Origin of the sequence: Nocardia sp. CA-129566, assembly GCF_050956075.1 — a bacterium.
In the GTDB taxonomy this organism is placed as follows: Bacteria; Actinomycetota; Actinomycetes; order Mycobacteriales; family Mycobacteriaceae; genus Nocardia.
The window spans coordinates 4,866,993-4,891,643 of the sequence record NZ_CP192085.1; the positions used below are offsets into that span (position 1 = coordinate 4,866,993).

Below are 24,651 nucleotides of genomic sequence, written 5' to 3' on the forward strand. Positions count from 1 at the left end.
CTGGTCTCCTAGTCGAGAAAGTTCTTGAGTTCGTGCACGAGCTTCTGGATGCGTCCGGAGATCACCGGGGTGCCAAGGTTTTTGAACCGCTCCCGGAACCACGGGTTGACGCTCTGGTGGCCGGAGCTGTTCACCGAGCCGACCGGGATGAGCTTCACCCCGGAGCGGTGCACCGACTCCATGGCCTCGAACAGCGGCTGGGAGCGGTCGAACTCATAGAAGTCTGAAATCCACACCAGCACAGTGTTTTTCGGATCGGTTATCTTGGGCTGGGCCATGGCCATGGCGACCGGGCCGTCGTTGCCGCCGCCGAGATTGGTGCGTAACAGCACCTCGAACGGGTCGTGCACCCACGGGGTGAGATCCAGGGCGCGAGTGTCGTAGGCGATGAGGTGTACATCCACCTTGGGCAGGCCCGCGAAGATCGACGCCAGAATGGTGCAATTCACCATGGAGTCGACCATGGAACCGGACTGGTCCACCACCACGATCATGCGGGCGGGGACGGTGCGCTTGGCGGTCTGGCGGTAGTAGAGCCGGTCGACGTAGAGGCGCTCGTCCCGGGGGTTCCAGTTGGGCAGGTTCTTCCAGATGGTCCGGTCCACGTCCAGGTTGCGGAGGATGCGCTTGGGCGGGACCGAGCGGTCGACGGTGCCGACGCTGGTCTGCTGCACCTGGGTGCGCAGCACTTCGGCGACCTCGTCGATATAGCGGCGGATGAGGCGTTTGGCATTGGACAGGGCCACGCCGGACAGATTGTGCTTGTCGCGCAACAGTTGTTCGATGAGCGACATGCTCGGGGTGAGCTGGGCGGCCAGGTGCGGATCGGCCAGCACTTCGCGCAGCCGCATGCGGGACACCAGTTCGCCTTCCAGACCGGTGAGCACGCCTTGTACGGCGCCGGCCTGCTCCTCACCCAGGCAGCGGCGCAGCCAAGTGGCATCGGACTGCCAGCCCGCCAGCTGGGTGGCGCTGACCTGACCTGAGCCGGTGGCGAAGACGTTCAGCAGCAGCTTGGAAACCAGTGCGGCGGTGCGGATATCGGCCGCGCCGACGGGCCGGGGCGAAGCAGCTTCGGCCTCGTTCCCGGCGTCCTCGGCTGCGGAGTCCACGGTCTCGGCTGTGGAGTCAGCTGTCTCGGAGAAGTCGAGGCTTTCGAACTCCGCCTTCATCTCCGGATAGCGTTGCACCACATTGTCGATGGAAATGCCCGGATCGAGCACGGCCAGCGGCAACCCCAGATCGTCGACGATGCCCGCGCTCGCCTGTTCCAACGTCGGTTGCTGATCGGCATTGAAGACGCCGGCCAGCAGACGCCAGTACAGGATCTGGCGTCGCGTCTCATGATTCGGCCCACCCGTCACCCGACCGCCACCCCCCATGGAATCGCTTCGCGATGCTGTAGTCAATTGCGCAGCAACCGTCCCGCGCGTTCACGCAACACCGCCACGGCATCGCCCGACTTGGCCTGTGCCTTGGCGACTTTCGGATCGGTCGGGCCGAGCGCCCAATCACCGTTGTGGAAGGCGGTGAGTGCGCTCTTGACCTTGCGCCGCACGGCCAGTGGTCGCACCGACCAGCCACTGGCATCCCAGCGCAGCAATCCGATCATGGTGCTGGAGCTGGTCACCCCGGCCGGAGTGAGCGGACCAGCGGACGGCAGCGCGTCCAGTTCCACCCGAATCCGCTGCTCACCCAACTCCAGCGCACCGTCGCGGAACCGATACCCCTCGAGCAGAACCGGTTCGGCGATGTGCACCGGATCGCGATTCAGCGGCGCGACAGCCGGGGCCTGCGCCTGCGCCAGTTGCACGGTGGCGGTGACGAACGGGTCGGCGGCATCCCCGGCCTTGGCCTGATCGTCATCCCACAGCAGGTCACCGGTCGCCGTCAGCGGCATCTCGGTGAGCTCCAGCGCGCGCCGCTCGGCCAGCGCGGTGAGCAATTGCCGATGCGCGCCCAGCAACTGCCAAACCGCGGGTCCCACAATGGTGTCCACCTTGGCCGCCGCCACCGACACCAACACCCGGCGGGCCGGTGTGCCCGCCACCTCCAGCACGCCGTGCACCTGTGCCTGCACCGCGGTCCCGTGTTCGTGCACGTCCACGCCCAGCGGCAGCAGGCGACCCGAAACCGGCTCGCTCGTTGCGGATTCCGCACCGCGCCAGGACAGCAGCAGGGCGCGCGTCCAGAGATCGGCCCAGCGTCGCGCGGGCACCCGGTCCATGGTGGCGATCGGCGCGCAAGCGCCCAGTTCGGCGGTGAAGCCGTCCAGCAGCATCGCCAGCCGTCGCAGCGCAGGTTCGGCCAGCAGCGACTCTACGGTTTGATCCGCGGCCGCCACCAGGTCGTGGTCCACGCCGCGCCATCCGGCGATGGCCAGTTCGCCCAGCCAGGCGCGGGAACCCGTCGCGAGTGGGCTCGGAGTGGCTCGATCCAGTTCAGTCGACCACTCGGAGCGATTGCGGCCCATGGCCGTATCGGCTTGGTCGACCAGTGCGTCGTGCACCGCGCCCAACAGGGCGGCACGGGCGGCGGCCAGCGCTGACAGCTCGTCTGTGCCGATCGTCCCCGTGGTCACCTTCGACACCGCCGCCGTAACCGCCTCGGCCAGTGGCGAACCCGCCACGGCGGCGGCCAGTGCCGCCAGTGCCGCGCTCTGCGGTTCGGAAACCCGGGCGAAGCCGTTGACCAGCCCGGTATCGAAGCCGCCCACCGCGTCCAGGGCCGCCGCGACGCCGTCGGGCGTAACCGCCAGCGCGGCCAGTTGTACAGCCTGCATCAGCGACCCACCCCCGCCGGGAACCAGTGCAGCTCCGGGATCGGCGTCGCGGTACCCGGCAGTTCCAGGTAGGTCAGATGCCGCAGGAACCGGCTGAACACCGCGGCGGCCGGAGCCGGGTCGCGAGTTCCATTGAGGCAGTTCGCGAGTCGGGTGCCCTCGGGGCCCTCGACACGCAGGAACCGTGCCACCCGGTCCTGCCCGTACTGGAGCACCGCTTCTTCGACGAGTGCGTCCAGATGCTTGCAGACCCACCCCTGATTCAACCCGCCGCACGGCCGGTTGTTATTGGTGCTACAGCTCAGCCCATGCGTCCCCGCGGTCACCGACGCCACGTACACGCGTGAAATATCGGAACCACTCGACACCACGCCCTGGAGGCGTCCGTCGGCCAGCTCCACGAACGGCACCTTGTTCAGTTTGCGCGGTGCGACGGCGGGCAAAACCCGCACGACAGAAGCGCTTTCCCATGCCGGTTCATCCGGCGTGGCACTCGGATTCGAGGCCATCGTTCTCCCTCCCGGTCGATCACGATGCGCACAAGATATGTGAGGGCACCGACAAGTGCCGTCCCAACCCCGAATCGGCTGGTGAAGAGCACTTCCGCGCTAGCTGGTGGTCACATGTTCATCGCGATTGGGTTCGGTGCCAAGGGTTTTGGTTGGGACTGCGAAGGAGCGATCGGCCACTGGCGTGCGGACGCAGCGACTTGAACGCGCAATGCCGGGGGTTTCGGGAAACGTTGGGCGCGAAGTTAATCGTCTGCAGACCTGCTGATCCGGAAGCGAAGGGGATGATCGAGCGAGCCCCGACTATCCGGAGCGTGGCGGAAGACAACGTCCGAAGTCGTCCTGCGACGGCGATAGAACTGCGGCGCGGCCAGTGCGGGTACTTGTTCAACTGATTGATAGCTGTCGGGTGCCGGCGCGATCCGGGGCAACTATGCCTACTCGATGCCGAAGTCCTTGATCCTGCGGTAGATGGTTGCCCGCGACATCCCTAGTGCCGCGGCGGCTTCGGCCTTGTTGCCGCCGTTCTCCTGCAGGCTGCGCACGATCGCGTCGCGTTCCAGTGCCTCGATCCGGCTCAGTCTGCGCCGGGTCAGCGATCGGCATTGTGGTGGCAGGTCGTCGATGTGGATCAGACTGGATCGCTGCTGTGAAACGGTTTCGGCTAATACCCGGCGTAGTTGGGCGACGTTGCCCGGCCACGACAGCTTGTTGAGCTGGCGCATGGCGTCCGGGGCAAGCCGGACTTCGGCGCCCTTGGTCAGCTCGCCCAGCAGGAAGGGAACCAGCTCTTCGAGGTCTTCGATGCGGTGCCGGAGTGCGGGCACGCCGACGGTCTGGCTGAACAGTGGCAGCAGCGAATCGACAGCCGTAGAGGACGTGGCCGAATGCATTGTTGCCGCGATCCATCCGCGACCGGCGCAGGTCTGGAGTATGTCGGCGATCGGCTCGACCGCCTCGGTCGGCAGGCGGTCCATATCTTTGATGACAACGTTGAAATTACTGTCGCTGGTTTCGGTGCGCAGCGCGGCCAGCAGGCCCTCGATGTCGGCGAAGTCGGCCGTCCGCAGCACCCGGGCCATCTTGCCGGGGCTGACGTGCGCGACGACAGATTTCGCGAGTTTTGTTCGTCCGGAACCGTTTTCGCCATCGATGACCACCCATTCGCGATCCCGGCAGCAGCGTTCGACCTGCTGACAGCTGCGCCGCCACGAGCTGCTCCTACCGGCGATGCCGGGCAATGCGAGCGTGCCGTGTGCGATCGGGTGGTCCACGGCGCGGTCAATGACCAGCTGAACGTGCAGGACCATGTTGAAGCTGCTGCCACGTATCGAAATACGTTCGACTGCTGTCACTCTCGCGGTCTGACCGCTCGGCAGCGGGGCCAGGAGGGTGTCGACGGTCCCAGGACGAAGCAGGTCGGTCGAATATTGCAGCAACGCCCCTTGGTCGTGCGGGTCGAGAGCCTGGCGCAGGTAGTGGTTCATCAGCACCACGTCGCCACCGATCGCGAGCACGCCGAGCGGATACTGGCGGCATTGGCGCAGATACGTATCCAGTAGCGCGGTCTCGCTTTCGCTTGCGAGCGCGCGGAGCCGGTCCTGGATCTGGCTGCTCGCACTGTTGGCGAGGGCGAGCAGCAGCGGATCGGATCGGCTGGCCCAGCAGGTGAGATCGATGACGCCCAGCACCGAGCGCGTCAGCGGATGGCGGATGGGCGAGCCTGCACATGCGAGCCCGCCGAGGGTGCCGAGATAGTGTTCGCCGCCGCGAATGAACGTCGGGGTGGCTGTTTCCAGGGTGGTGCCGATTCCGTTGGTGCCGACGAAGTCCTCGGCATAGCTGTAGCCGGGAGCGAGTTGCACACCGTCGAGTGTGCGCATGATCGTGGCATCGCCGGCGCAGCGCTCGAGCAAGAGCCCATCCGACGAGGTCAGGATGACGCTGACAGCTTGGTCGGCCAGGTCGCTCGCGAGCCGCCGCAGCACCGGCGTAGCGGCGCTCACCAGCGGGGAGTCGAGATTCGGATCCCGCACATAAGGCAGCTCCACACGGTCGGGATGGATCTGCAGCGCGCGCGATCGGCACCACGAATCGAGCACAGTGCCGCGCACCGGCGGGAAATCGAGCGAACCCACGGTGAGGAATTGTTCGCGCGCCTTCTCTAGGCTCACGGCGACGTCGGCTCGAGGATCCGGCATCTGCTCATACCTCGGTGCTTGTTGCTCAACCCATGGTGGCGGCCTTCTCAATGGATGACGCGTCTCAGATTGAGACCGTCATTCTATCGCTTCCGCTGTGTCATGGGCACAAGGAGATGTGCTTCGTTCAGCAAAAACCAGAAGGAAGACGTTTGAGCCCCCAGAGCCTCAGCAAAGCCCATCGAAAAATCACCGACCTATCGGGGGAGCCGACCTTTCCAGAGGTCCGATCCCGCGCCGAGCTGCCGGATGAGTTCTTCGCACCGTTCCTCGACCCGACCTTTATCAACAGCTGCGCGTTCTGGCCCCAGCCGGACGACACCTTGCAACGAGCCCAGTTGGCGAAGATCGACCTCGCTCTGGCCCAGTGCGATCTGCGGCCGGGGATGACCTTGTTGGATATCGGTTGTGGCTGGGGTTCGACCATGTTGCGCGCCATGGACACCTACGGGGTGAATGTGATCGGGCTCACTCCCAGCCGTAACCAGTACCGGCATGTGCGGAATCTGCTGGTCGACCGAGTGATCCGAGGGCGCCCCTATGGCGGGGTGCGACTGCAGGGCTGGGAGGAATTCGACCGCCGCGCAGACCGGATCGTCTGTATCGGCGCATTCGAACCCTTCGAACGAGACCGCTACGGCGAGTTCTTCGAATTCGCGTACCACACACTGCCCGCCGATGGAGTGCTGCTGCTGCAGGCCATCGTCGGCGACAACCGCGACGGACTGCCTGCCCACGGAATTCAGCACACCAGCATCGATGACGCGTTCATGCGGTTCCTCACCGAAACCATCTTCGGCGGCGGCCCGCTGCTGCCCCCAACCGGACGCGACCCCAAAGGTGTCACCGCATACGCCGAAGACGCCGGATTCACCGTAACCGGCATGCAATCGATGGGACCGCACTACGCCACCGCCCTCGACCATTGGGCCGATGCATTGCACGAGCACCACGACCGCGCCATCGAGCTCGCCGGACCCGATACCTACAACGCCTACATCCGGTACTTGACCCGATGCGCCGACTACGCCCGCCGTGGCGGCATCGACGTCATGCAATTCACCTGCACCAAACCCGGTACACCGCAGTGAACCAGCCACATGACCAGCGACGTTCTTGCTGCCGCAGACCGGGCAGATCCTGGTCAGAGTCCCATTAGTGTTGGATGAGCGGGCCTCGTCCCTGGTGTCGCGAGACAGGGGTGGTGCGAGGGTAGAGAATTCGAGGCGGTGGTTGTGCGCAGCTTCACTGAGGTCCTCGAGACGACATCGTGCTTGCTGCGACAACGGCGCTGAAGGGCTTGCCCCGATCAGCGCTGTGAGAGCGCGCCTGGTCCACCATCTGCTGAACCGTCGTCAGGATCTTGGTAAACCGTCCTTCGCTTCCAGTGCGGCTCGTCCGCGTTCATGGCGCTCATTCACGAGCACCCGATCCGACAACGGTCTAGCGCTGGATCCATGCATCTCTCCAGCGAATGCCCTTGCCGGGTTCGTAGTGCACAGGACTGATACCCGCAAATCCGGATACCGGGAAGGGCTTGACCTCATAGATGAGTCCGTTATGTGTCACTAATTCGCCCCCCTTGTAGTTCGTCCCTGGGACGTAGGGCGGGCAAGTCGAATTGTCAGCCATGGCGGCCTCCTGTGAGAAGCGAACCATCGTTGCTCGAGCGTTCCAATCGTCTCAGTGCTGGCCGCCGGGCGTCGGCTAATCGCGAAAGATCAGCACGACGCCAAGACGCCGATCCCATATCCGAACGGCCCACGTGCCGAAGCCTCGTCCTCGAAGATCTGGATGCCGATGTGGCGGGGCAGTCCGGGTTCCGTCGGTCAGGATTTCTGAGCGACGCGCACGCTCATCTTGCCGCCGGCGCTGCCCGCCTCCATCACCTGATGCGCCGTGACGATATCGCCGAAACCGAACGTGCGCGCCGGGCGGGCCCGATAGGTTCCGGCCGCCACCTTCGCGAGGATGTCGTCGAACGGGATCGCCGATAGCGGGAATTCCGGGGTGCCGAGCATGAAGCTGCCGAAGAAGGACAACTGCACAGCGCTGGGCAGGTCGGCGATCGGCGCGAAAGCGTCGACCGGGTCCAGTCCGCCCAGGAATCCGATCTGGCACACTCGGCCACCCGCACGGACGGCGGTGAGCGAGTCCCGCAGCACACTGTTGCCGACGACGTCGAGCAGTCGGTCCACGCGCAGCCCGGCTGTGTCCACCGCAGCGGTCAGATCGCCGTCATCGATCAGCACATGATCGGCGCCGATCTCGGTGAGCAGCGCGGTGCGGGCCGGGTTACGTGTGGTGGCGACGACCGTCGCGCCCAGGTCGGCGGCCAAGTTCACCGCCGCCTGCCCCAGCGCCGAGGTGGCGCCGCGCACCAGCACGACGTCACCGGAGCGCAGCCCGAGGTTCCCGGTGAGGGCCGTCCACGCGGTTGCGTACACCTCGGGGACCGCGGCGAGTTCGGTCCAGTCCAGGGTGGTGGTCACCGCAACGACATTCTCGGCCGGCACGGTGACCAGTTCGGCGTAGCTACCGTTGCGGGTGCGGCCCATACCGCCCATGATCGCGATGACCTTGGCGCCCACTGGAATCCGGCCGTCGGGATCGGACAAGACGGTGCCGGCCGCCTCGATGCCGGGTACGGCGGCGACATCGCCCCAGGTGCCTGCTCGCATATAGGTTTCGGCGTGATTGAGGCCGAATGCCTCGACGGCGATGAGGATTTCACCCGCCGCGGGTACCGGATCGGGCAGTTCGGTGTGCGTCAGCACTTCCGGCGCGCCGTAGGTCGAGATGGTGATGGCCTGCATGACGAACTCCATTCTTGAATGTTTGCTCAAATATTGGGCATGAAAGAAGGCCGCCGACAGCGGCGGCCAGGCACCTACCGGCACCGACTCACGAAGTGAGGCCGGCGAAGGCGGTGTCGACTATGGCTCGCAGCACTTGCTCGTCGGGATCGGCCTTACCGACCACCATGAGCCCCTGCGAGGTCGCGACCAACCCCTTGGCGACCATGGCCGGATCCACGCCGGCGCGCAGTTCGCCCCGACGCGCGGCCGTGGTCAGGCCGGCCCGGAAGCGCTCCTCCAGCCGGGTCAGATGCCCGCGCACCACGGCGGCGGCCGCGTCGTCGGTCGCCGAGTTCTCGATCGCGGTGTTGACCAGCAAACATCCCTGCCGTCCCTCGGGAGACAACAGATCCGCCACCAGACCGTCGAAGTACCCACGCACCTCGGCCAGCGATGCGGCCGGACCGTCCAGTGCGCCGAGCTTCTGCGGCACGATCAGCTCCGAATAGCGCCGCAACGACGCCAGGAACAGCGCGTGCTTACCGCCCGGGAAGGCTCCGTACAGGCTGCCCGGCTTGATCCCGGTCGCCTTGACCAGCTCCTCCACCGAGGTGGCGCGATATCCCCGTTCCCAGAATCGCCGCATCGCCGCGTCGATGACGACATCGGGTTCGAACTCACGAGGGCGGGGCATGCCGCTACCATACTTGAACGATCACTCAAGAACAAGGCGCAAAAAGTCCCCAGGTCAGACGCCTGGGGATAACGAGCGTGCACTGGATCGCAGAAATCGTCATCCCGCACCACGAGATCTGGGTCGCGATCGGTGACGGCTCGGCGGTCGGCTCGGATCTCGTCGCCCGATCGCGGCATGCCGGTCACAGGGACTTACCGGATCAGGTTCGGTTGCTCGACGGGGTGGGGTGCATGGACGGACTCGGACATGCAGGGTCCGCTGTCGCGAAAAGGCTTGGCACGAGGCCGATTTGATTGATCCAGGGGCGTATCGATCCGTCTGCTTACGACCGGAAACGTCACCTGGATGCTGCTGCCTGTTCTAATCCTCGGCTGGTCATATGATCGCGCGCGTCGGCGGGTATCTGGCCATCTTGGACAACCACGGCGTCGGCTGGATCCGGCGATTATGCAGGCTGGGCATGCGGGATGTGAGCTGACAGTCTCGGAATCTCGGACGGCACCCCCCGGACAAAACCTCGTCGTCTACCTCGCCGCTCCCGGAAACACTACGTCCGCCCGACAGAGAAGATCCTCGCGACCTGGTCAGGGGCAGTTTCTTCGTTCCGTACTCCGTGACTGACGGGACGGTTTGTGGTCCGTACGCGATCGACCGGGATGCCGCATGGTTCGTCGCCGACGGCACGGAGTCGAGGGTGATGCGGGGCTGCGGGTGCGCTGACAAGGTCGCCATCGTGTCGCTGAGCCGGGGTGCACATAGGCTGCGTGATTCTCGCGTCGACGTGGCCGACGATCTGCTGCGACTGGCGTCCCTTCTTGGGGCCGCAGTCGAGACCGAACAGTCGACCCGACATCCGGTTATCGCACCTGCGATCCGGACGAGGCACGGAAATGGACCTCAGGCACGCACAGGCCCTTGTTCCGCGCTGACGCAGTTAATTATCGTGCAATTAGCGGAGAGATAGCGCATTCTGTGTTAGAGGGATCGGTACCCGAGGCATGAAGTACTTCGAATTGGGAACGATGCATCATGTCCACGTCACACGGACGTCAGGCGCTGCGTAACGGATCGCGCTCAGCAACAGGCGAGGTTGCGCGGCGGCAGTCAGCCAGTGATGCCACTTTGTCCCACCGGATCGGCGGAAGTTGGCGTGAGATTCCACTCGATCACGGCGCGTCCAGTGTGACGATCGGGCGGTCCGAGGCAGCCGACATAACCGTGAAAGACGACGCGACCGTATCGCGTCTGCACGCCATCATCGAGCGCGTCGGCGGCTGCTGGGTCGTCATCGACAATGGGCTTTCGACAAATGGGACTTTCGTCAACGGCGAGCGTATCGGCGGTTTTCGAAAGCTCGAGTCCGGTGATTCGATGCGCCTCGGGGAATCGCTGTTCGTCTTCACGGACGGCCACTCACCCGCGGATGAAAAAACGATTGTTCAGGTCAACCTGCCAACCCGGGATGCGCTGACCGACGCCCAGTATCTGATTCTGGAGGCACTGTGTCGCCCGTACGACGCTCACAGCACGTTCACCTACCCGGCGTCGAACGGGAAGATCGCACGCCAGCTGCACCTGAGCGTGGCCACGGTCAAGACGCACCTGCGCGCATTGTTCAAAATATTCGACGTCGAGGCCTTGCCGCAGAATCAGAAGCGCGTGTTTCTGGTTGAACGTGCCATCGAGAGCGGCATCATCGCCAACCGCGATTGGTTGGACCCCGGCGCGAGAATGCGGTGATGCTGGTTCGCGGCCCCATCGCATCGGTCGGTTCGGTGTTCAGCTAGATCGGGTGGAAGCCCGCTCCGGTGTCACCGCGCGCGTTGATGTCTTCGATGATGGCGGCCATGTTCCCGCCGAGCATCGGGCCGAGGCACGGCACGGTGAGGTAACCGTTGACCATGCCGACCAGCGTCGTTCCGACCACGATCGGCCCGCCGGAGTCACCAGGAAGGACACATATCTGTGTCCAGGCCCAGTTGGTGGACTGGAACACATCTCCGTAGCCCAGGCCACAGGTCTGGCCCGTGGTGTAGCCCTGCTTGCAAGCGATATCCGGAAACTGCACTGGACCGCCCAACCCGGTAATCGTCGTATTACCCACGCGGTTCACGGGTAGGACCTTTCCCGGATCGAACACGATGACGGCGTAATCCATATCGCTGTTCGTGTAGGCGAAGGTGCCCACGACACCGGCCTCCCGGTTGGCCTCGGCAACGACCGTGGTACCCGGCTCACCGCAGTGAGCTGCGGTGAGGCCGACCAGTCGGCCTGCGGCATCGTGCCCAATCGTGGTGAGCGTGCATATGCCCTCGTCGTTGACAATGATGCCGGAGCCACCGCCCAGCACCGACGGATCTGTGGCATGCGCAGTGCCTACCTGCACCCCGACCAGCGTTGCGCCTCCTGCGAGTGCAGCCGCAGCTCCCGCAATTTTCCTGAACATATCCAATCCCATCGCTGGAGCCGCGACCATTCCGCGCGGCGCGAATAGCGTCGACATGTCTGCTGGCGAGGCCTATCGGGATGGCGGCGATGAGCCTCGTCGCTGTGGGTTCTTTTGCGTGGCGTCTGGTCGGAGGTGCGTTGACCGATCACAACACGATCTGGGGTGTGACGTGCGACGTTGTCACGAAGCTGTCGTCATGCAAGACAGATGCCCGTACCGAGGGGGAAGATCGGCGGGACGAAGCAGACCCACCACAGGAGCGGGTTCCACCACAAGATGGCAGGTTCGACCTGCACGGGTGCTTGTTCGGAGGCAGGCGCCACTAGGACCGGGGCAGGTTGGTCGGCCGGGGCCGACGTAGCAACGCCGGAACCGAGGGCGATCATTGGTGCGAGCGCTGCAGCTGCCACGGCTGCGCGAATCGAGTTCTTGTTCATGATCTTCCTTCAACTAAATACTTTCGGGACAGCCTCGTCCGTTGACGGCCTCCCGTATGTGAACATCACCAACTCTCCTCGTCGAGTGCGCAGAAGATCATCATCCCTCGGGTTGGAAACACCTATACCTCGGGTGGATGTGGCTATCGAAGCCGATTTCGCACTGTCCGATGATCGGCGCGACCGATTGATGGAGCTGACCGGTAATTTGTCGAGTGCAGATCACCCGTACACGAATTTGCATCGAAAATGATGTAGATCTGTGCCGAATACCCCTTCGCAAATGTGTTCGCAACAAATCTGTTGGATACCTGTGCTGCGTGCTCGATTGTACTTGCGCACGAGTATGACCGAAGATTCTATGTTCTGACCTGCGCCGATATATGGCATATCTGGGCAATTTCAAATGCGTGACGTAACGGAGTGATTGCTGTGTGACTCTGTGATGCGCCGAACTCGACCGGTGCGCTACGGCACCGCCCGCACGACGATGCCGAAATTTCCGAATCCCGGATTGCGTACACGGTCCTCGGGTCGCGTCGGCGAGATATTGTCGAGAACTGTGGATGAGGCGGACGGGAACGTCCGTTTGCTCCGTGGGTCGTGGCCGGATACCGGCAGTGTGGTGACGGTGGCACTGTGGATGTGTGAGCCACCTTCCTTTCGCTGTCGCCGGCGATCTACATGTTTATCGGTATACGGTCAGTCATCGGGAGTTGGTGTTGCGCAGCAACGACTTCGGGGAGTTCGAATATCGGACCGAGGTCTGTTTCGAGGGCGTGCAGCGGATGGAATTGGATCCTCGATTCACGGGCGGGCTCACCCTCACACCGGTTGCTCACCACGGCGATCTCGATGACGAGGCCGCGGTGCCTCTGCTGCTGCTGCAGCTGGCTGGTGGCTCGTTCGGATCTGGTTTCGTCGCGTGCAGCAAGGTAACCGCGAGGCGTTTCCGGCGGGAGGGCGATGACGTCGTGTTCGACCGAGTGCTGTTCTGGGAGGGTGCAGCCTACTCGGTGCACGGCGTGGGCGGGCGACGCGCCGAGGACGGTGAGACAGCATTCGGCCTGCCGATACTCCGTCGGTATGCGCATGAAAAACGCACTACGGCGCGATTTCCACCGCCTGACCATTCGCGGCCATAGGCCGGTCGGTGCATCAACCTCGATCGTGTGAACCGTGGTTCGAGCCACCTCCTGACCGGGTGATTCGGCAGCCGGTTCGGTGGGCGTGATATCGATCGGCCGCTCGAGCGGGTTGCCCTTGTGAAACGCCCCACCGTTACGCGGGATGCGCCGATGTGGCAGCGCGGCAAGAACATTCGCCTGTTTGTGCAACCAGCAACGTTGCTTGCGGGTCTCGGGGAACGCCTCCGGCACCGTCTTCCAGAACCCGAGTGCCCCGTCTAGCCGATGTCAGCAGGCCGCGCGGGTAGGCAGTCGTAGTGATTGCCCGGCGCTGACCGTGTTGCGTCCCAACGGCGTATCCAGGGTGACCGGGGGGCCGGAGTCGGCGGTGACCGTCGTGGTGGCCGACTCGATGCGGATGGTGAGCCTGCTGTCACCGATGGCCAGCCCGCGCACGGTCATGCCGTCGGGGAATCCGCTGGGCAGCATCGGATCCAGGCGGGCACCGGTATCGGTCCAGCGCAGTCCGGTCGGCCCGTACACCAGTCCCTGCAGGAACCCCGCCGACCCGGTGACGAACACCCACGCCGACTGCCCGAGCGCATTGGCGCCCGAGCGATCGCCGCGGGCCTCGGACTGGAATCCGTACGGTGCGCGCACATACGGTTGTGCGGATCGATCGAGGAATTCTTGTGTGCGGCACGGATCCAGTTGCGCGCTGAGGATCGCACCCACGCTGTTGCTCATGTTCGGGCCATCGGGATCAGTACGGTCGAAGTAGTAGCGCAGCGTGGCTGCAGGTGAATAGCCTTGCGCCGCATAAGAGAACGGGTAGCTCAGCAGCACCGTGTCGGCCTGTTTGACGGGTGCGCCGCGGTAGCCGAGGTATTCGGCGGGCACCCCTGGCTCGATATCGGGCGGCATCGCCATATTCGCCGCGATATCGGCCCAGCGCGGATCCACCGGTACACCGGCCCGCTGCGCGGCCAGCGCCGCGATGCGCATCGTGTTCATCACCCCGGCGTTGGTCAACGCGTTGTCGACCGAGACCGGGACATACTCGTCGGCACCTCCGGCCGGAGCGAAATGGTATTTGCCATCGGGCAGTTTCGGGCCGACGCGGGCGGTGAGATAGTCGGCGATCGCAACGATCACCGGTGCGCCCTCGGCGCGCAGCCAACCCTCGTCACCAGTGGCGAGGAAGTACTGCCATTGGGCCAGGGCAATCTCGTTGTGCAAATGCTCCTCGACCAGTCCGCACACCGCCGGTGAGGCGCACCGCTGTGCGGGTCCGTCGTCCCAGGGATACAGCGCGCCAGGCAGACCGTAGGCGCGTGCGTTGGCCTCGGCCGCAGGCAACGCCGCAGCACGGAAGTCGACCACCGTGCGGGCGAGCAGTGGATACAGTGCCAGAAGTGTTGGGAAGATCCAGGTTTCGGCATCCCAATAGGTGAGCCCGCCGTAGTCGTCGGAAGACAACCCCGCCGGTTGCAGCGACCAGCGCTCGCCCTCGCGCACACTGGCCAGCACCGCATACAGAGCACTGAGCGTCCACCGGTGATAGTCCGCACGCCCGGTGATATCGATGGCGGGCTGCCACAACCGATCCCACGCCTGGGCGTGCTCGGCATGTACGGCGCCGAAACCTCGCTCCCGCCCCGATTCGGACGCCTCGATGGCCCGAGCCTGTGGATCGACGTCGTAATCGGTGGAGGTGATGCCGACATACTTGACGAAGGTGTAGGACCGGTCGCCCTCCACGTGCGTGCCGTAACGGATACCACTGCCGTCCGGCAGCGCCGTGCCGGTTGCCCCTGCAGGGATGTCGTCACTGGACACAAGGAACGCCGTGTCCTCGGTGCCCTCCGCAACGACCCCGACCGCCGTGCGACGCGACTCCACATCAGCGGTCGCGGCGACGGGGCGCACCCGCCGCCCCGCCGCGGCGTCGATCGAATCGGTCACTTCCACATCACCGGAAAAGCGCGGGGTGAGAGTGAGCTTCTGCACGGCCAGGTCGGGTTGCGATCGGGACACGAAAGTGTCGTAACGCACCTCAACGCGATGCTGCGGATCTGGAACCCAGTCTGCGACGGTAGTCACCGTCGCGGTACGAAAGTCCAAAGACTGCCGATAGTTTCGCACGGTCGCCGCATCGACATCGGGCCCGTACTCCTTACCCGCCACACCGACGGCGAACCCCGACCATGCCGGCAACGCCGCGATCACCTGTGTGTTGTTCCACGAATTTCCCGCCAGGGATTGCCGCGCATAGAAACCACCCAGATAGGTCCCGGTATAGCGGGACTGCTGCAACGGAAACGAGGTCTGCACCTGCGCGCCGTAATCGTGATAGCCACCCCCGCTCGGCGGCAACACCGTCCCGATCCGCCCATTACCCAGATACGGCGCCGTATGGAAATCATCCGGCGCATAAGCCTGCGATTCGGCCGTCCATCCCGCACCGTCCTCCTCTCCGGTCGCGACCGCGCTCGGCGCCGAACCCACCAGCAACACAAGCAGAACCAACATCGCACCCACTCCACGCACGGTACGAACCCCTCTCCACACCACCGCCATGGCGTCATCGTCCAAGAACCACTCAGCGAGATCAGCACCCGTGCTGCAGCGAATTCCAGCGGAATGGGCTGCCAAGGGCCCCGGTTGGTCGGGGCCGCCACAGCGACGGTACATTCACGTACCATACTATGCGAGGTTGCCGAGAGGAGATCCGATGGCGGTTCGAAGTCGATGGCGCACAATCCTTTTGGGCGTCGTTGTGGCCGTGTCGCCCATCGCTGTGACCGAAGTGCCGGCGTCAGCGGACACAGCGGCGACACTTCCGTGGGGCAAGAATCCTGATGGCAGTGTCGCGCCGCCAGGATCGGACGACTGGACGTGCGCGCCGACTGCGGCGCATCCTGAACCGGTCGTGCTCATCCACGGAACCTGGGACAACCAGAACGCATGGGATGTGCTCGCACCGCGGCTGAAATCGGCTGGGTACTGCGTGTTCTCGCTGAACTACGGCCGTGATACCTCCAGTGTGCGCGGCGCGATTCCGGGGCAGTACGCGACCGGTGACATCCGTGCGTCGACGGTGGAGATCGCGGCGTTCGTCGAACAAGTGCGGGCCGCGACGGGGGCGGCGAAAGTCGCACTCGTCGGTCATTCGCAGGGTGCGGTGGTGGCGCGGCAGTATGTGCGGTTCGCCGGGGGCGCAGACAAGGTCGGGCACCTCATCACCCTGGTCGGCACCAATCACGGTATGAGCGTGTGGGGACTGCTGGACACCCATGTCCAAACCCCGCAAAGCCCCGAGTGGTTGGCGGCTCCGCTCATGGGAGTAGCGTTTGTGCAGCAGCTCGCCGGCAGTGAATTCCTGCGGGAACTCAACGCGGATGGCGACACGGTTCCCGGGATCGCCTATACCGCGATCGCGAGCCGACTCGACAATGCGTCCACCCCGCCGGAAGCGACCTTTTTACAAGCCGGTCCCGGAGCCACCGTCGACAATGTCATGGTCCAGGACCTGTGCCCGACCGATCCATATCAGCACGAGACACTGCCGCAATCACCCACCGTCGCATACATCATCGAACGGGCCCTGGACCCCGGTTTCGACGGCAACCCCTGCCCGTAGCCGGTGTCAGCAGGCCGCGCGGTAGGTAGTCGTAGCGATCGCCCGGCGCTGACCGTGTTGCGTCCCAACGGCGTACCAGTTATCGGTCCAGCGCAGTCCGGTCGGCCCGTACGGATACGCAGTCCGAAGCCCCCGCTGTACGGCATTTGGACTGTCGGCGAGTTCGCCGGCGCGGGACATCCGGTGCCGCCCCTGGTCACCGACGAGAACCGTTGGCGCCGCTCAATTTTCGACCCGCCGAACGTGAGCGCGGAGAAAATGGATGACCGTTCATGCCGGTCTTAGCGCAGGTCGACAACGACGCCCACACTCTTGTGCTGTCGCAGCCGTCGCGATCCCGGGACGCGTCGCCCACCCGTCTGGCAAGTTTCACCATCACCCAGCCCACCGCGGACACACTGCTGATCGGCGCGTTGCACGAGCAGGTGTCGCTGTCGCTCGATCCGGGTCGGCCCGAACTCCTTTCCGCTGCGCCGCCGCGGATTCCACTGGATGCAGGACTACCTGTAGTTTGGCTGACCGAGATCTTGCGGTGGGTCGCCGGTTCGGCGGATCCGGTCGATCTCCGAACTGGCAACAGACTTTTCGATACCTTCGGTCTGCGTCAACTCGAACTGGAAGGGACCGCCGTGACCGCGGAAGCCATCCTCGATCGGGCAGACGGCGCCGCGAGCGTCGCGAATCCCGGTACTCGCCCCTGGAGCGGCGCCACCCGCGTGGCGTTCCGCTTCGGTTTTCTATATTTCGGGCTGTTCTGCCTGGTGTATCCGTCGATCGTGTCGGAGTTCCTCGGCCTCGCCCGTCAATGGCTGCCCGACTGGGTGAACTACGGGATGGCCCGCGCGTTGCGCCCAATCGTCGACTGGACCGGCACGTGGGTGTTCGGCTCATCCGTCGCGGCGAACACGGCGTCCATCAGCGGAGATCAGGCCTACTTCTGGGTGCTGGTGTTCGTCGTCGGCGTTGTCGCGGTGCTCGGGACCCTGATCTGGAGCGTGCTGGATCGGAAACGGCCGGACTACCGGGCGGTGCAGCCGTGGTTCCTGCTGTTCGTGCGGTTGTGCCTGGCAGGGCAGATGGTCGCGTACGGGATGGCCAAGGCCATCCCGACGCAGATGCCGCCCACGCCGCTGAGCCGGCTGATCCAGCCGTACGGGGACTTCAGCCCCATGGCGGTGCTCTGGAACCAGATCGGGGTGTCGCCGCCGTATGAAATCCTGTTGGGCTGCGCGGAACTGCTCGGCGGAGTGCTGCTGTTCGTGCCGCGTACCGCGCTGGTGGGCGCGATGCTGAGCCTGGTGTGCACGACCCAGGTGTTCGTGCTGGACATGACCTACGACGTGCCCGCGAAAATTCTGTCGTTCCACCTCATGCTGCAGTGCCTGGTACTGCTCGCGCCGCAGGCCCGGCGCCTGGTGAACGTGCTGGTGCTGGACCGGCCCACCGGCTCGTCGACGACGCGCCCACTGTTTCGAACGCCGCGAGCCGACCGAATCGCGGCCGCGGCGCAGATCACACTCGGGCTGTGGTTGCTGTTCTCGAACGCCTACACCGGCTGGGATCGATGGACCGAACAGGGTGCGGGACGACCGCAACCTCCGCTATACGGCATCTGGGCGGTCACCGAGTTCAGCGTGGACGGCAAGCCCCTTCCACCGCTGACCACCGACGAATTGCGTTGGCAGCGGGTGGTTTTCGATCGCGATGGCGCCGCAGTGCAGCGGATGGACGGGCGGCTGGTCCCGGTAATCGCAATGGTCGATTCCGACGCCCACAGCCTTGCCCTGCTCGCGCCGCCGAGCGCGATGACCGAGCGACCAGCGGTGCTGGGCAGCTTCGGCTTCGACCGGCCCGCACCGCAGCGTTTGACGCTGACCGGCACGATCGCCGGACAACCGGTGTCGATCACGCTGACCTCGGTGGACCTCGACGATTTCCCGTTGCGCAGCCGCGGCTTGCACTGGGTGCAGGAATATCCGTACTTCCGCTGAGCCACGCGGATGATGGGATTCACGCGTCGAGTTCGTCGGCGCCCCCGATGTCCTCGTTGGACGGATCGCTGGCCACGGCCCTTCGCACGCCGTGGCTGCCCGGGCTGACCGCCTCCGCTTTGCACCGAGGCGCCGCAGACACCGCCGCCGAACTCGCCGGCAGCGCCGATCCCAGGTCCTGTCGGCTCGGCCGGTCGGGCCGATGGTGCCGAGGCAGCTACACCGCTGCCGCTGGTCTCCTACCAGCGGAGGACGCGCCTCGTTCCGGAGGCCACCGGAACGGACCCACGGTTCGATCCGCCGCACACCGGAACTCGCGAGAGTGAACCTATGACCGAGGATGCCACCACCCCCCACACCTCCACTGCCAAGCCGAGTCGCCGAAAACTGCTCGGCGCCGTGGCCGCGACCGGTATCGCAGCCGGCGCCGCTGGACTGGCCGCCGGTGTGGCGCTGGGTACCGACTCCAATCCGCCCCGATTCCAGCCGACGGGCCGGCGCCGCTTCGAGAACCACGTCGTGGTGATCACCGGCGCCACCTCCGGCATCGGCGCCGCCGCGGCGAAACTGTTTGCGGCCGAGGGCGCCCGGGTGGCGTTCTGCGGCCGCAGGGTCGAGCGCGGACACGGGGTGGAACGCGATATCCGTGCCGCCGGCGGCGAAGCCACCTACTTCCACGCCGACGTGCTCGTGGAGGACGACGTCCGTAAGTTCGTCGACGCGGCCGTCGACAAGTACGGCGGCCTGCACGTCGCCTTCAACAACGCCGGCATCACCATCCAGAAGAAGCTGCACGAGTACAGCATCGAGGAATTCGACCGGGTGCTGCACACCAACTTGCGCGGCTGTTTCCTCGCGATGAAATACGAACTGCCGCATATGATCCGCGCTGGCGGCGGCACGATCGTGGTGACTTCATCCTCGAACGCCCTTGCCACCGACGCTGGTCGAACCGCTTACACCGCGAGCAAGCGCGGCCTGGTCGGCCTGGTGCAATCGGCCGCCCTCGACTACGCCGGCGACGGAATTCGCGTCAACGCACTCGTGCCCGGCACCACTGATACCGAATTGGTACGCAATGCCAGCCCCATCGGCAACCTCCCAGACGACGCCTACCAGGTGGCCATGAAACAGTGGGCGAAAACGAATGTGCCCGGCCTCGGCAGGCTCGCCACACCCGAGGAGATCGCATCATTTGCACTCACCCTGGCCTCCGGCGAACATCCTTACCTGACCGGGGCGCAGTTGGTCATCGACGGCGGCAAAACGGCGCACGCTTGAGCCAATGGCCGATTACAGTGCGATCGGGTGGATGGTGGCGCACCAGTCTTGCGCGTTCTATCTATGCTGGTCCTCTGCCGGATCCGGTTTCCCTGCGGGACTCGGTGATTGAGCTAGCGGGGCTCTGAGCCAGGTAGGGAAGGGTGCCGTCGGCGAGTCGCCGGTCACGCGCAGCACCTGCGGGCCCATGGCGGCCACCAGCACCGGGATCCGCGGCTATGCCACCTGCACGGTGGTCGGCTGTGGCGGTGAGGAGTTCGCTGCGGAAGTCGGCGGTCCCGGTGCCAGTAGTTCCCGCAGCGCGGTGAAGAATTCGCGCAACCGTGCCTACTGCACGGACAACCTCAATGTCGGCACCGCGCGCCTGGTGATGCAGGTGATCGCGCATAATGTGCGCCACTGCGGCGGAAAGTCCGCGACCACCGCGTGACGACCCGGCTGTTGCTGAGTACCCAGACGTGGGTAGCGGCCGGGGACCGGTGGAGACCTGCCTTGCGTGCTTTCACGAGCACAGTGGCCGGTAGGTTGTGTCGTCTGGTACGTAGCGCTTCCAACTGTCGTAATCGAATGACCCGTTGGCCCAAGCGCATAGCGACGAAACGACGTCGACAACGGCGCTGACATCCCACAGTTTGCCATTCAAGTCGCTGGTGGCGAGAGTCTTTCCATCCGAGCTGAATTTCAGTGAGTCCTGGAAACGGTTGTGGAAGGAGGTGATGTGGTCGCTGATGGGACGGCGGCTCGCGATATCCCACAGCCGCACCGTGCCGGTCTGGCTGGTAGCGGCGAGTAGCGTCCCGTCCGGGCTGAATGTCACCTGTTCGAGTGAGCTGCTGAGATCTATGAAGGGGTCGCGATCAGGGCGGCGGGCCGCGATATCCCACAGCCGCACCGTGCCGGTGTCACTGGTGGTGGCGAGTGTTGTCCCGTCCGGGCTGAATGTGATCCACCAGATCGCCCTGCCGGTGGGGTCGGCAAGAGGATTGCCGAGAGGTTGGCGGCTGGCGACGTCCCACAGCCGCACCTCGCCATTGCCGAGGGCGGCGAGAGTTTTCCCGTTGGGGCTGAAAGTCACCGAACTGTCGCTGAACTGGATGCCGAGGGCTTTGCCGATCGGCTGGCGGCTGGCAATATCCCATAACTGCAGCCTGCCGACATAGTCCGCGGTCGCCAGGGTTTTTCCGTCCGGGCTGAACACCGCCCGCCGGATCGAGCCGATTCGGCTGGTCAGGACGCCGATCGGTCGGCTCGAGACGTCCCAGAACAGCACTCTCGGCCCGTCGCTGGTGGTGGCGAGTGTTTCCCCGTTCGGGCTGAATGTAACCGACACGATCGGGCTGCCGGTGGGGTCTGCGAGGGGGTTGCCGATGGGTTGGCGGCTGGCGACGTCCCACAGCTGTACTTTGCCGCTGGGATCGGTAGCAGCGAGAGTGGTTGCGGTCGGGCTGAATACCACCGACAACGGCGCCGCGCTCTGGCTGATGATCGAGCCACCGATGGGTCGACGACCCCTGATATCCCACAACCACACCTTGCCGTCGCCGCTGTCGGTGGCCAAAGTTTGTCCATCCGGGTGGAACACCGCCAAGTCCACGGGACCGGTCGGGTCGGTGAGAGGGGCGCCGAGGGGCTGATGGCTGGCGGTGTCCCACAGCCGGATGGTGGTGTCGTCGCTGGTGGTGGCAAGAGTTGTGCCGTCCGGGCTGAACGCCACCGACCGCACCGTGGCGGTGTGGCCAGTGAGGGGTTTGCCGAGGGGCTGATGGCTGGCGGTGTCCCACAGCCGGATGGTGGTGTCGTCGCTGGTGGTGGCAAGAGTTGTGCCGTCCGGGCTGAACGCCACCGACCGCACGGTGCCGGTGTGGTCGGTGAGGGGCTTGTCGACGAGTCTGCGGTTGGCGACATCCCACAGTCGGACCGTGTTGTCGGTGCCTGCGGTGGCGAGGGTCGTCCCGTTCGGGCTGAACGCCACCGAATACGTCTTCGGGTCGATGCTATTGGTCAGCGCGGGCCCGATCGGTGTGCGGCTGGCGACATCCCATAATCGCACTGTCGACTCATTGCTCGTGGCGAGAATTTTCCCGTCCGGGCTGAACACCAGCGACGCCAGTGGGCCGTTGCCGCTGAAGAATTCGTCGCCGATAGGGCGGCGGCTCTCGACATCCCACAGACGTACCTGTGAGAGGTCGTCGCTGGTGGCCAGGATTTTGCCGTCCGGACTGAACACCACCTTGTACAAGGCTCGTTGGGCGGGGTCGGCGAAAGCAACTCCGGTCAGCCGTCGGCCCGCCACATCCCACAGTCGTACCTCACTGCCCCCGTCGACAGTGGCGAGGGTCCTCCCATCCGGGGTGAAGGACATCGACAACGCCCTGCCCGAGTGCCCCGAGAGCGCCGCGGTTCGAGGGTTACGGGCCGCGGTGAGCATTGCGTACCGGGATTCGGCGCCGGGGTTGATGCGCCACGCGGCGAGAGCGGTGAGCCGAGAGCCGAAGGGGTCGGTGGTGGCGAGACGTTCGCTCTGGCTGATCAATTGGCGCGCCACCGCGAGGTCGCGTTGGCGCGCCGACTCGTTGCTCGCTCGGAATGCGGTAATGGTGGCGGCGCTCAGACCGACGACGAGGACCAGCAGCAATGCTGTGAAGGCCCCACGCAGTCGGGTACGGCGCTTGTCTGCTCGGATGCTGAGGTCGAGGAATTCGTTCGCCAGGCCATCGAGAGCGGGATATCGCGCCGGGTCCGCCGCGATCCGGTCCCTGGTGGCGACGGCGGTTTCCAGGATGCTTCCGGCATAGAGGTACGCGGAGTCGCGCGAGCGGTCCCATTCCTCCGCGGTGGTCCGGAGACGGGAGCAGACCGTGCGGATCTCGTGTGTATCGGCGAGCCATTCCCGCAGAAGAGGCCAGGTGGACAGCAGGATTTCGTGGCTGATCTCTACGGTGCCGGCACCCACGGTGAGGAGGCGTTCGGCGACGAACGCTTCCAGCACGGCATCGATGTCGTCGATCTCGTCGCCGGACCCGGCGAGGTCGCCGCGCTCGACCCGGTCCGCGGTGTCGGTGCCGTCGGCGCCGGTGATGGTCAGTCGGGTGAAGATCCGTCGCGCCGAGTCTTTTCGACGCGGGGTGAGTCGGTTGTAGGTGTGTTGCGCGCTGTCGGCTACGGCGCTTTCGATCCCGCCGGTGCGTTCATAGTCCGCGAGGGTGAGCTCGGTACCGGAGCGGGTGCGCCATGCCCGGTCCAGCGCGTCGGAAAGCAGCGGTAGCACTCCGGCACCGGAAACCTCGGGCAGGGTTGCGCCTGCGGCCCCGGATCTGGGGGTTCGCATTTCGCGCAGCAACTGTTCGGTGAGGTCGTCATCGACTCGGGACCCTGCGGCCTTGGCAGGCTCGGTGATCGCCAGACGCAGCTGACGCTCGGTCATCGCGGTCACCAGATACCGGTCCTGGACCGCGTCCGTCAGCTGGTCGTAGTCGGCGCAACGGGCTTCGAAGTCAGCGCGGACGACCAGGACCACCAGCGCCGGCGCATGGGAACTGGGGGCAGTCGTCGCCGCGGCGTGCAGGGCGTCGACGAACGCCTGTTGTTGTGCGCGGTCACGGCATTGTGTGAACAATTGCTCGAACTGGTCGACGACCAACATCAGTCTGCGATCGCCAGATTCGGACGGCGAACCGGTCGAGCCCATGACAGCTTGGGACACGGTGAGCGCGAACCCGGTTGGGTCTTCGCGCAGCTCTCGACGCACCGTCGCAGCGTCCAGACCCAGTTGCGCTGTCGCCCAGGCGAGTTCATCGAACGGCTGGTGCCCAGGCTTCAGTACCACGCATGGCCACGTGTGCGTCTGCGCTGCGCCGGGGAGGCCGCCACCCCGGATCCGTGGCAGGACACCAGCATGCAACAGCGATGACTTGCCCGCCCCCGAGACACCCGAGAGCATGAGAATGTTCGGCTCTCGCACGCATCGTGAGAGTCGTTGCAGCACAGCGTCGATGGAGCTGTCACGGCCGAAGAAGAACGGTGCGTCGCGGTCGGTGAACCACCGCAATCCCCGGTAGGGGGATTCGATCTGCCCGGAGAAGGTGATCAGCGGCGGCGGCGCGACCCCCTCGGTCACAAGAGAGTAGTTGTAGATGTACTGGGTATTGTGGCTACCTATTTGGACACCCTGAACGACACGGGCAGCAGTGTCCGCGTCGCCGTTCGTCACGTCGTTCGACTCGTGCTCCACACCAACCCCTGTGTGCCGCGCGGGTTCAGTCGACTCCGCACGAATTAGCCGAAGGTGTTGCTCTGGGTGTTGTGGTCACCGATCTGTACACCCTGCGCGTCACTCACATCGATCCGAATCCTGGCCTGATCGACTCGATCGGATGGCAATTGCGACAACAATTCGACGGCGGCGGCCCGAAGCTGTTCGTCGTCGCCGGCCTGAGCTCGTGCCAGCGCTGCTCGAACCTCCGCGATGTTGGTGCCCGGTGCCACGTCATTGGCTTCGATCGCCGTCTGGGTTTCGGAATCGCCGGCAACACGACCGATACGGCTACGGATCGCCGCATAGCCGTCACGAACAGCCGCCGACGCGGCGTCCGAGCCCCCAGCAGCCGCACCAGCAATCAAAGCTGTCACGATGATGGTCAACGGATCCATGTCTGCCCCTTCCGTGTGCACCATAGGCTACACAAGAGCAGGGCCATGGCACTTCACCAACCTCGAATCTCGTTGTAAGGCAACGC

General features: G+C 65.0%; 17 protein-coding genes and 1 pseudogene. 8 read left to right on the forward strand and 10 right to left on the reverse strand.

Going from position 1 to position 24,651, the window contains the following annotated elements; all coding sequences use genetic code 11:
- Positions 1-8: 8 nt before the first annotated feature.
- The 3 genes from ACQP0C_RS21085 to ACQP0C_RS21095 are packed head-to-tail and all read right to left on the reverse strand — an operon-like array spanning position 9 to position 3,291.
- The gene (locus ACQP0C_RS21085; protein WP_433722294.1) at positions 9-1,364 is read right to left on the reverse strand and encodes a vWA domain-containing protein; all 1,356 of its coding nucleotides are present in this window, start codon (positions 1,362-1,364) and stop codon (positions 9-11) included.
- 41 nt (positions 1,365-1,405) lie between these two features.
- Positions 1,406-2,782 carry a hypothetical protein gene (locus ACQP0C_RS21090; protein WP_433722296.1) on the reverse strand — a complete coding sequence of 459 codons (1,377 nt, stop codon included), beginning with the start codon at positions 2,780-2,782 and terminating at the stop codon, positions 1,406-1,408.
- Positions 2,782-3,291, reverse strand: coding sequence for a hypothetical protein (locus ACQP0C_RS21095; protein ID WP_433722298.1), 510 nt, complete (start codon positions 3,289-3,291; stop codon positions 2,782-2,784). Before ACQP0C_RS21095 ends, ACQP0C_RS21090 begins: the two co-directional genes overlap by 1 nt.
- Positions 3,292-3,389: 98 nt before the next feature.
- On the opposite strand from ACQP0C_RS21095, the pseudogene ACQP0C_RS21100 reads away from it, so the two are divergent.
- A pseudogene (locus ACQP0C_RS21100) lies at positions 3,390-3,590 on the forward strand (IS21 family transposase); the annotation flags it as partial.
- A gap of 138 nt (positions 3,591-3,728) precedes the next feature.
- On the opposite strand, the gene ACQP0C_RS21105 reads toward ACQP0C_RS21100, so the two are convergent.
- On the reverse strand, positions 3,729-5,492 hold the full coding sequence (locus ACQP0C_RS21105; RefSeq protein WP_433722300.1) for a sigma-54-dependent Fis family transcriptional regulator: 1,764 nt from the start codon (positions 5,490-5,492) through the stop codon (positions 3,729-3,731).
- Between the two features lie 152 nt (positions 5,493-5,644).
- Here ACQP0C_RS21105 and ACQP0C_RS21110 point away from each other — a divergent pair, with 152 nt between their 5' ends.
- Entirely contained in the window at positions 5,645-6,583 is a 939-nt protein-coding gene (locus ACQP0C_RS21110; protein WP_433722302.1) for a class I SAM-dependent methyltransferase, read from the forward strand.
- 738 nt (positions 6,584-7,321) lie between these two features.
- Here the strand turns inward: ACQP0C_RS21110 and ACQP0C_RS21115 are convergent.
- Complete coding sequence (locus tag ACQP0C_RS21115) at positions 7,322-8,320, reverse strand: zinc-binding dehydrogenase (RefSeq protein WP_433722304.1); 999 nt, start codon at positions 8,318-8,320, stop codon at positions 7,322-7,324.
- Positions 8,321-8,396: 76 nt separating this feature from the next.
- A complete protein-coding gene (locus tag ACQP0C_RS21120) occupies positions 8,397-8,984 on the reverse strand; it encodes a TetR/AcrR family transcriptional regulator (RefSeq protein ID WP_433722306.1) in 588 nt (195 codons plus the stop codon).
- A gap of 1,032 nt (positions 8,985-10,016) precedes the next feature.
- Between ACQP0C_RS21120 and ACQP0C_RS21125 the strand changes: the two genes are divergently transcribed.
- Positions 10,017-10,727 carry an FHA domain-containing protein gene (locus tag ACQP0C_RS21125; RefSeq protein WP_433722308.1) on the forward strand — a complete coding sequence of 237 codons (711 nt, stop codon included), beginning with the start codon at positions 10,017-10,019 and terminating at the stop codon, positions 10,725-10,727.
- Positions 10,728-10,770: 43 nt separating this feature from the next.
- On the opposite strand, the gene ACQP0C_RS21130 is transcribed toward ACQP0C_RS21125, so the two are convergent.
- Positions 10,771-11,433, reverse strand: a complete 663-nt coding sequence (locus ACQP0C_RS21130) for a serine protease (protein WP_433722310.1) — start codon at positions 11,431-11,433, stop codon at positions 10,771-10,773.
- 1,162 nt (positions 11,434-12,595) lie between these two features.
- On the opposite strand from ACQP0C_RS21130, the gene ACQP0C_RS21135 reads away from it, so the two are divergent.
- The gene (locus tag ACQP0C_RS21135; protein WP_433722312.1) at positions 12,596-13,018 is read left to right on the forward strand and encodes a hypothetical protein; all 423 of its coding nucleotides are present in this window, start codon (positions 12,596-12,598) and stop codon (positions 13,016-13,018) included.
- 270 nt (positions 13,019-13,288) lie between these two features.
- Here the strand turns inward: ACQP0C_RS21135 and ACQP0C_RS21140 are convergent, their stop codons facing one another.
- Complete coding sequence (locus ACQP0C_RS21140) at positions 13,289-15,532, reverse strand: hypothetical protein (protein WP_433722314.1); 2,244 nt, start codon at positions 15,530-15,532, stop codon at positions 13,289-13,291.
- A gap of 400 nt (positions 15,533-15,932) precedes the next feature.
- Between ACQP0C_RS21140 and ACQP0C_RS21145 the strand changes: the two genes are divergently transcribed.
- From ACQP0C_RS21145 to ACQP0C_RS21160, 4 genes are all read left to right on the forward strand, one after another.
- Positions 15,933-16,643: an esterase/lipase family protein gene (locus ACQP0C_RS21145; protein ID WP_433722316.1), complete on the forward strand. Its 711-nt coding sequence runs from the start codon at positions 15,933-15,935 to the stop codon at positions 16,641-16,643.
- 272 nt (positions 16,644-16,915) lie between these two features.
- Positions 16,916-18,634, forward strand: a complete 1,719-nt coding sequence (locus ACQP0C_RS21150; RefSeq protein WP_433722318.1) for a DoxX family protein — start codon at positions 16,916-16,918, stop codon at positions 18,632-18,634.
- 330 nt (positions 18,635-18,964) lie between these two features.
- Positions 18,965-19,915: an SDR family NAD(P)-dependent oxidoreductase gene (locus tag ACQP0C_RS21155; protein ID WP_433722320.1), complete on the forward strand. Its 951-nt coding sequence runs from the start codon at positions 18,965-18,967 to the stop codon at positions 19,913-19,915.
- Between the two features lie 187 nt (positions 19,916-20,102).
- The gene (locus tag ACQP0C_RS21160; RefSeq protein ID WP_433722322.1) at positions 20,103-20,345 is read left to right on the forward strand and encodes a hypothetical protein; all 243 of its coding nucleotides are present in this window, start codon (positions 20,103-20,105) and stop codon (positions 20,343-20,345) included.
- A gap of 72 nt (positions 20,346-20,417) precedes the next feature.
- Here the strand turns inward: ACQP0C_RS21160 and ACQP0C_RS21165 are convergent, their stop codons facing one another.
- Together ACQP0C_RS21165 and ACQP0C_RS21170 are read right to left on the reverse strand one after the other, a co-directional pair.
- Positions 20,418-24,146, reverse strand: a complete 3,729-nt coding sequence (locus ACQP0C_RS21165) for a hypothetical protein (RefSeq protein ID WP_433722324.1) — start codon at positions 24,144-24,146, stop codon at positions 20,418-20,420.
- Positions 24,147-24,190: 44 nt separating this feature from the next.
- Complete coding sequence (locus ACQP0C_RS21170) at positions 24,191-24,565, reverse strand: hypothetical protein (protein ID WP_433722326.1); 375 nt, start codon at positions 24,563-24,565, stop codon at positions 24,191-24,193.
- Between the last annotated feature and the right edge of the window lie 86 nt (positions 24,566-24,651).

Coding starts and splice junctions, on each gene's coding strand:
- ACQP0C_RS21090 (WP_433722296.1), bottom strand. CDS start 2,782: ATGCAGGCTGTACAACTGGCCGCGCTGGCGGTTACGCCCGACGGCGTC.
- ACQP0C_RS21095 (WP_433722298.1), bottom strand. CDS start 3,291: ATGGCCTCGAATCCGAGTGCCACGCCGGATGAACCGGCATGGGAAAGC.
- ACQP0C_RS21105 (WP_433722300.1), bottom strand. CDS start 5,492: ATGCCGGATCCTCGAGCCGACGTCGCCGTGAGCCTAGAGAAGGCGCGC.
- ACQP0C_RS21115 (WP_433722304.1), bottom strand. CDS start 8,320: ATGGAGTTCGTCATGCAGGCCATCACCATCTCGACCTACGGCGCGCCG.
- ACQP0C_RS21120 (WP_433722306.1), bottom strand. CDS start 8,984: ATGCCCCGCCCTCGTGAGTTCGAACCCGATGTCGTCATCGACGCGGCG.
- ACQP0C_RS21125 (WP_433722308.1), top strand. CDS start 10,017: ATGTCCACGTCACACGGACGTCAGGCGCTGCGTAACGGATCGCGCTCA.
- ACQP0C_RS21130 (WP_433722310.1), bottom strand. CDS start 11,433: ATGTTCAGGAAAATTGCGGGAGCTGCGGCTGCACTCGCAGGAGGCGCA.
- ACQP0C_RS21140 (WP_433722314.1), bottom strand. CDS start 15,532: ATGTTGGTTCTGCTTGTGTTGCTGGTGGGTTCGGCGCCGAGCGCGGTC.
- ACQP0C_RS21150 (WP_433722318.1), top strand. CDS start 16,916: ATGCCGGTCTTAGCGCAGGTCGACAACGACGCCCACACTCTTGTGCTG.
- ACQP0C_RS21155 (WP_433722320.1), top strand. CDS start 18,965: ATGACCGAGGATGCCACCACCCCCCACACCTCCACTGCCAAGCCGAGT.
- ACQP0C_RS21160 (WP_433722322.1), top strand. CDS start 20,103: ATGGCGGCCACCAGCACCGGGATCCGCGGCTATGCCACCTGCACGGTG.
- ACQP0C_RS21170 (WP_433722326.1), bottom strand. CDS start 24,565: ATGGATCCGTTGACCATCATCGTGACAGCTTTGATTGCTGGTGCGGCT.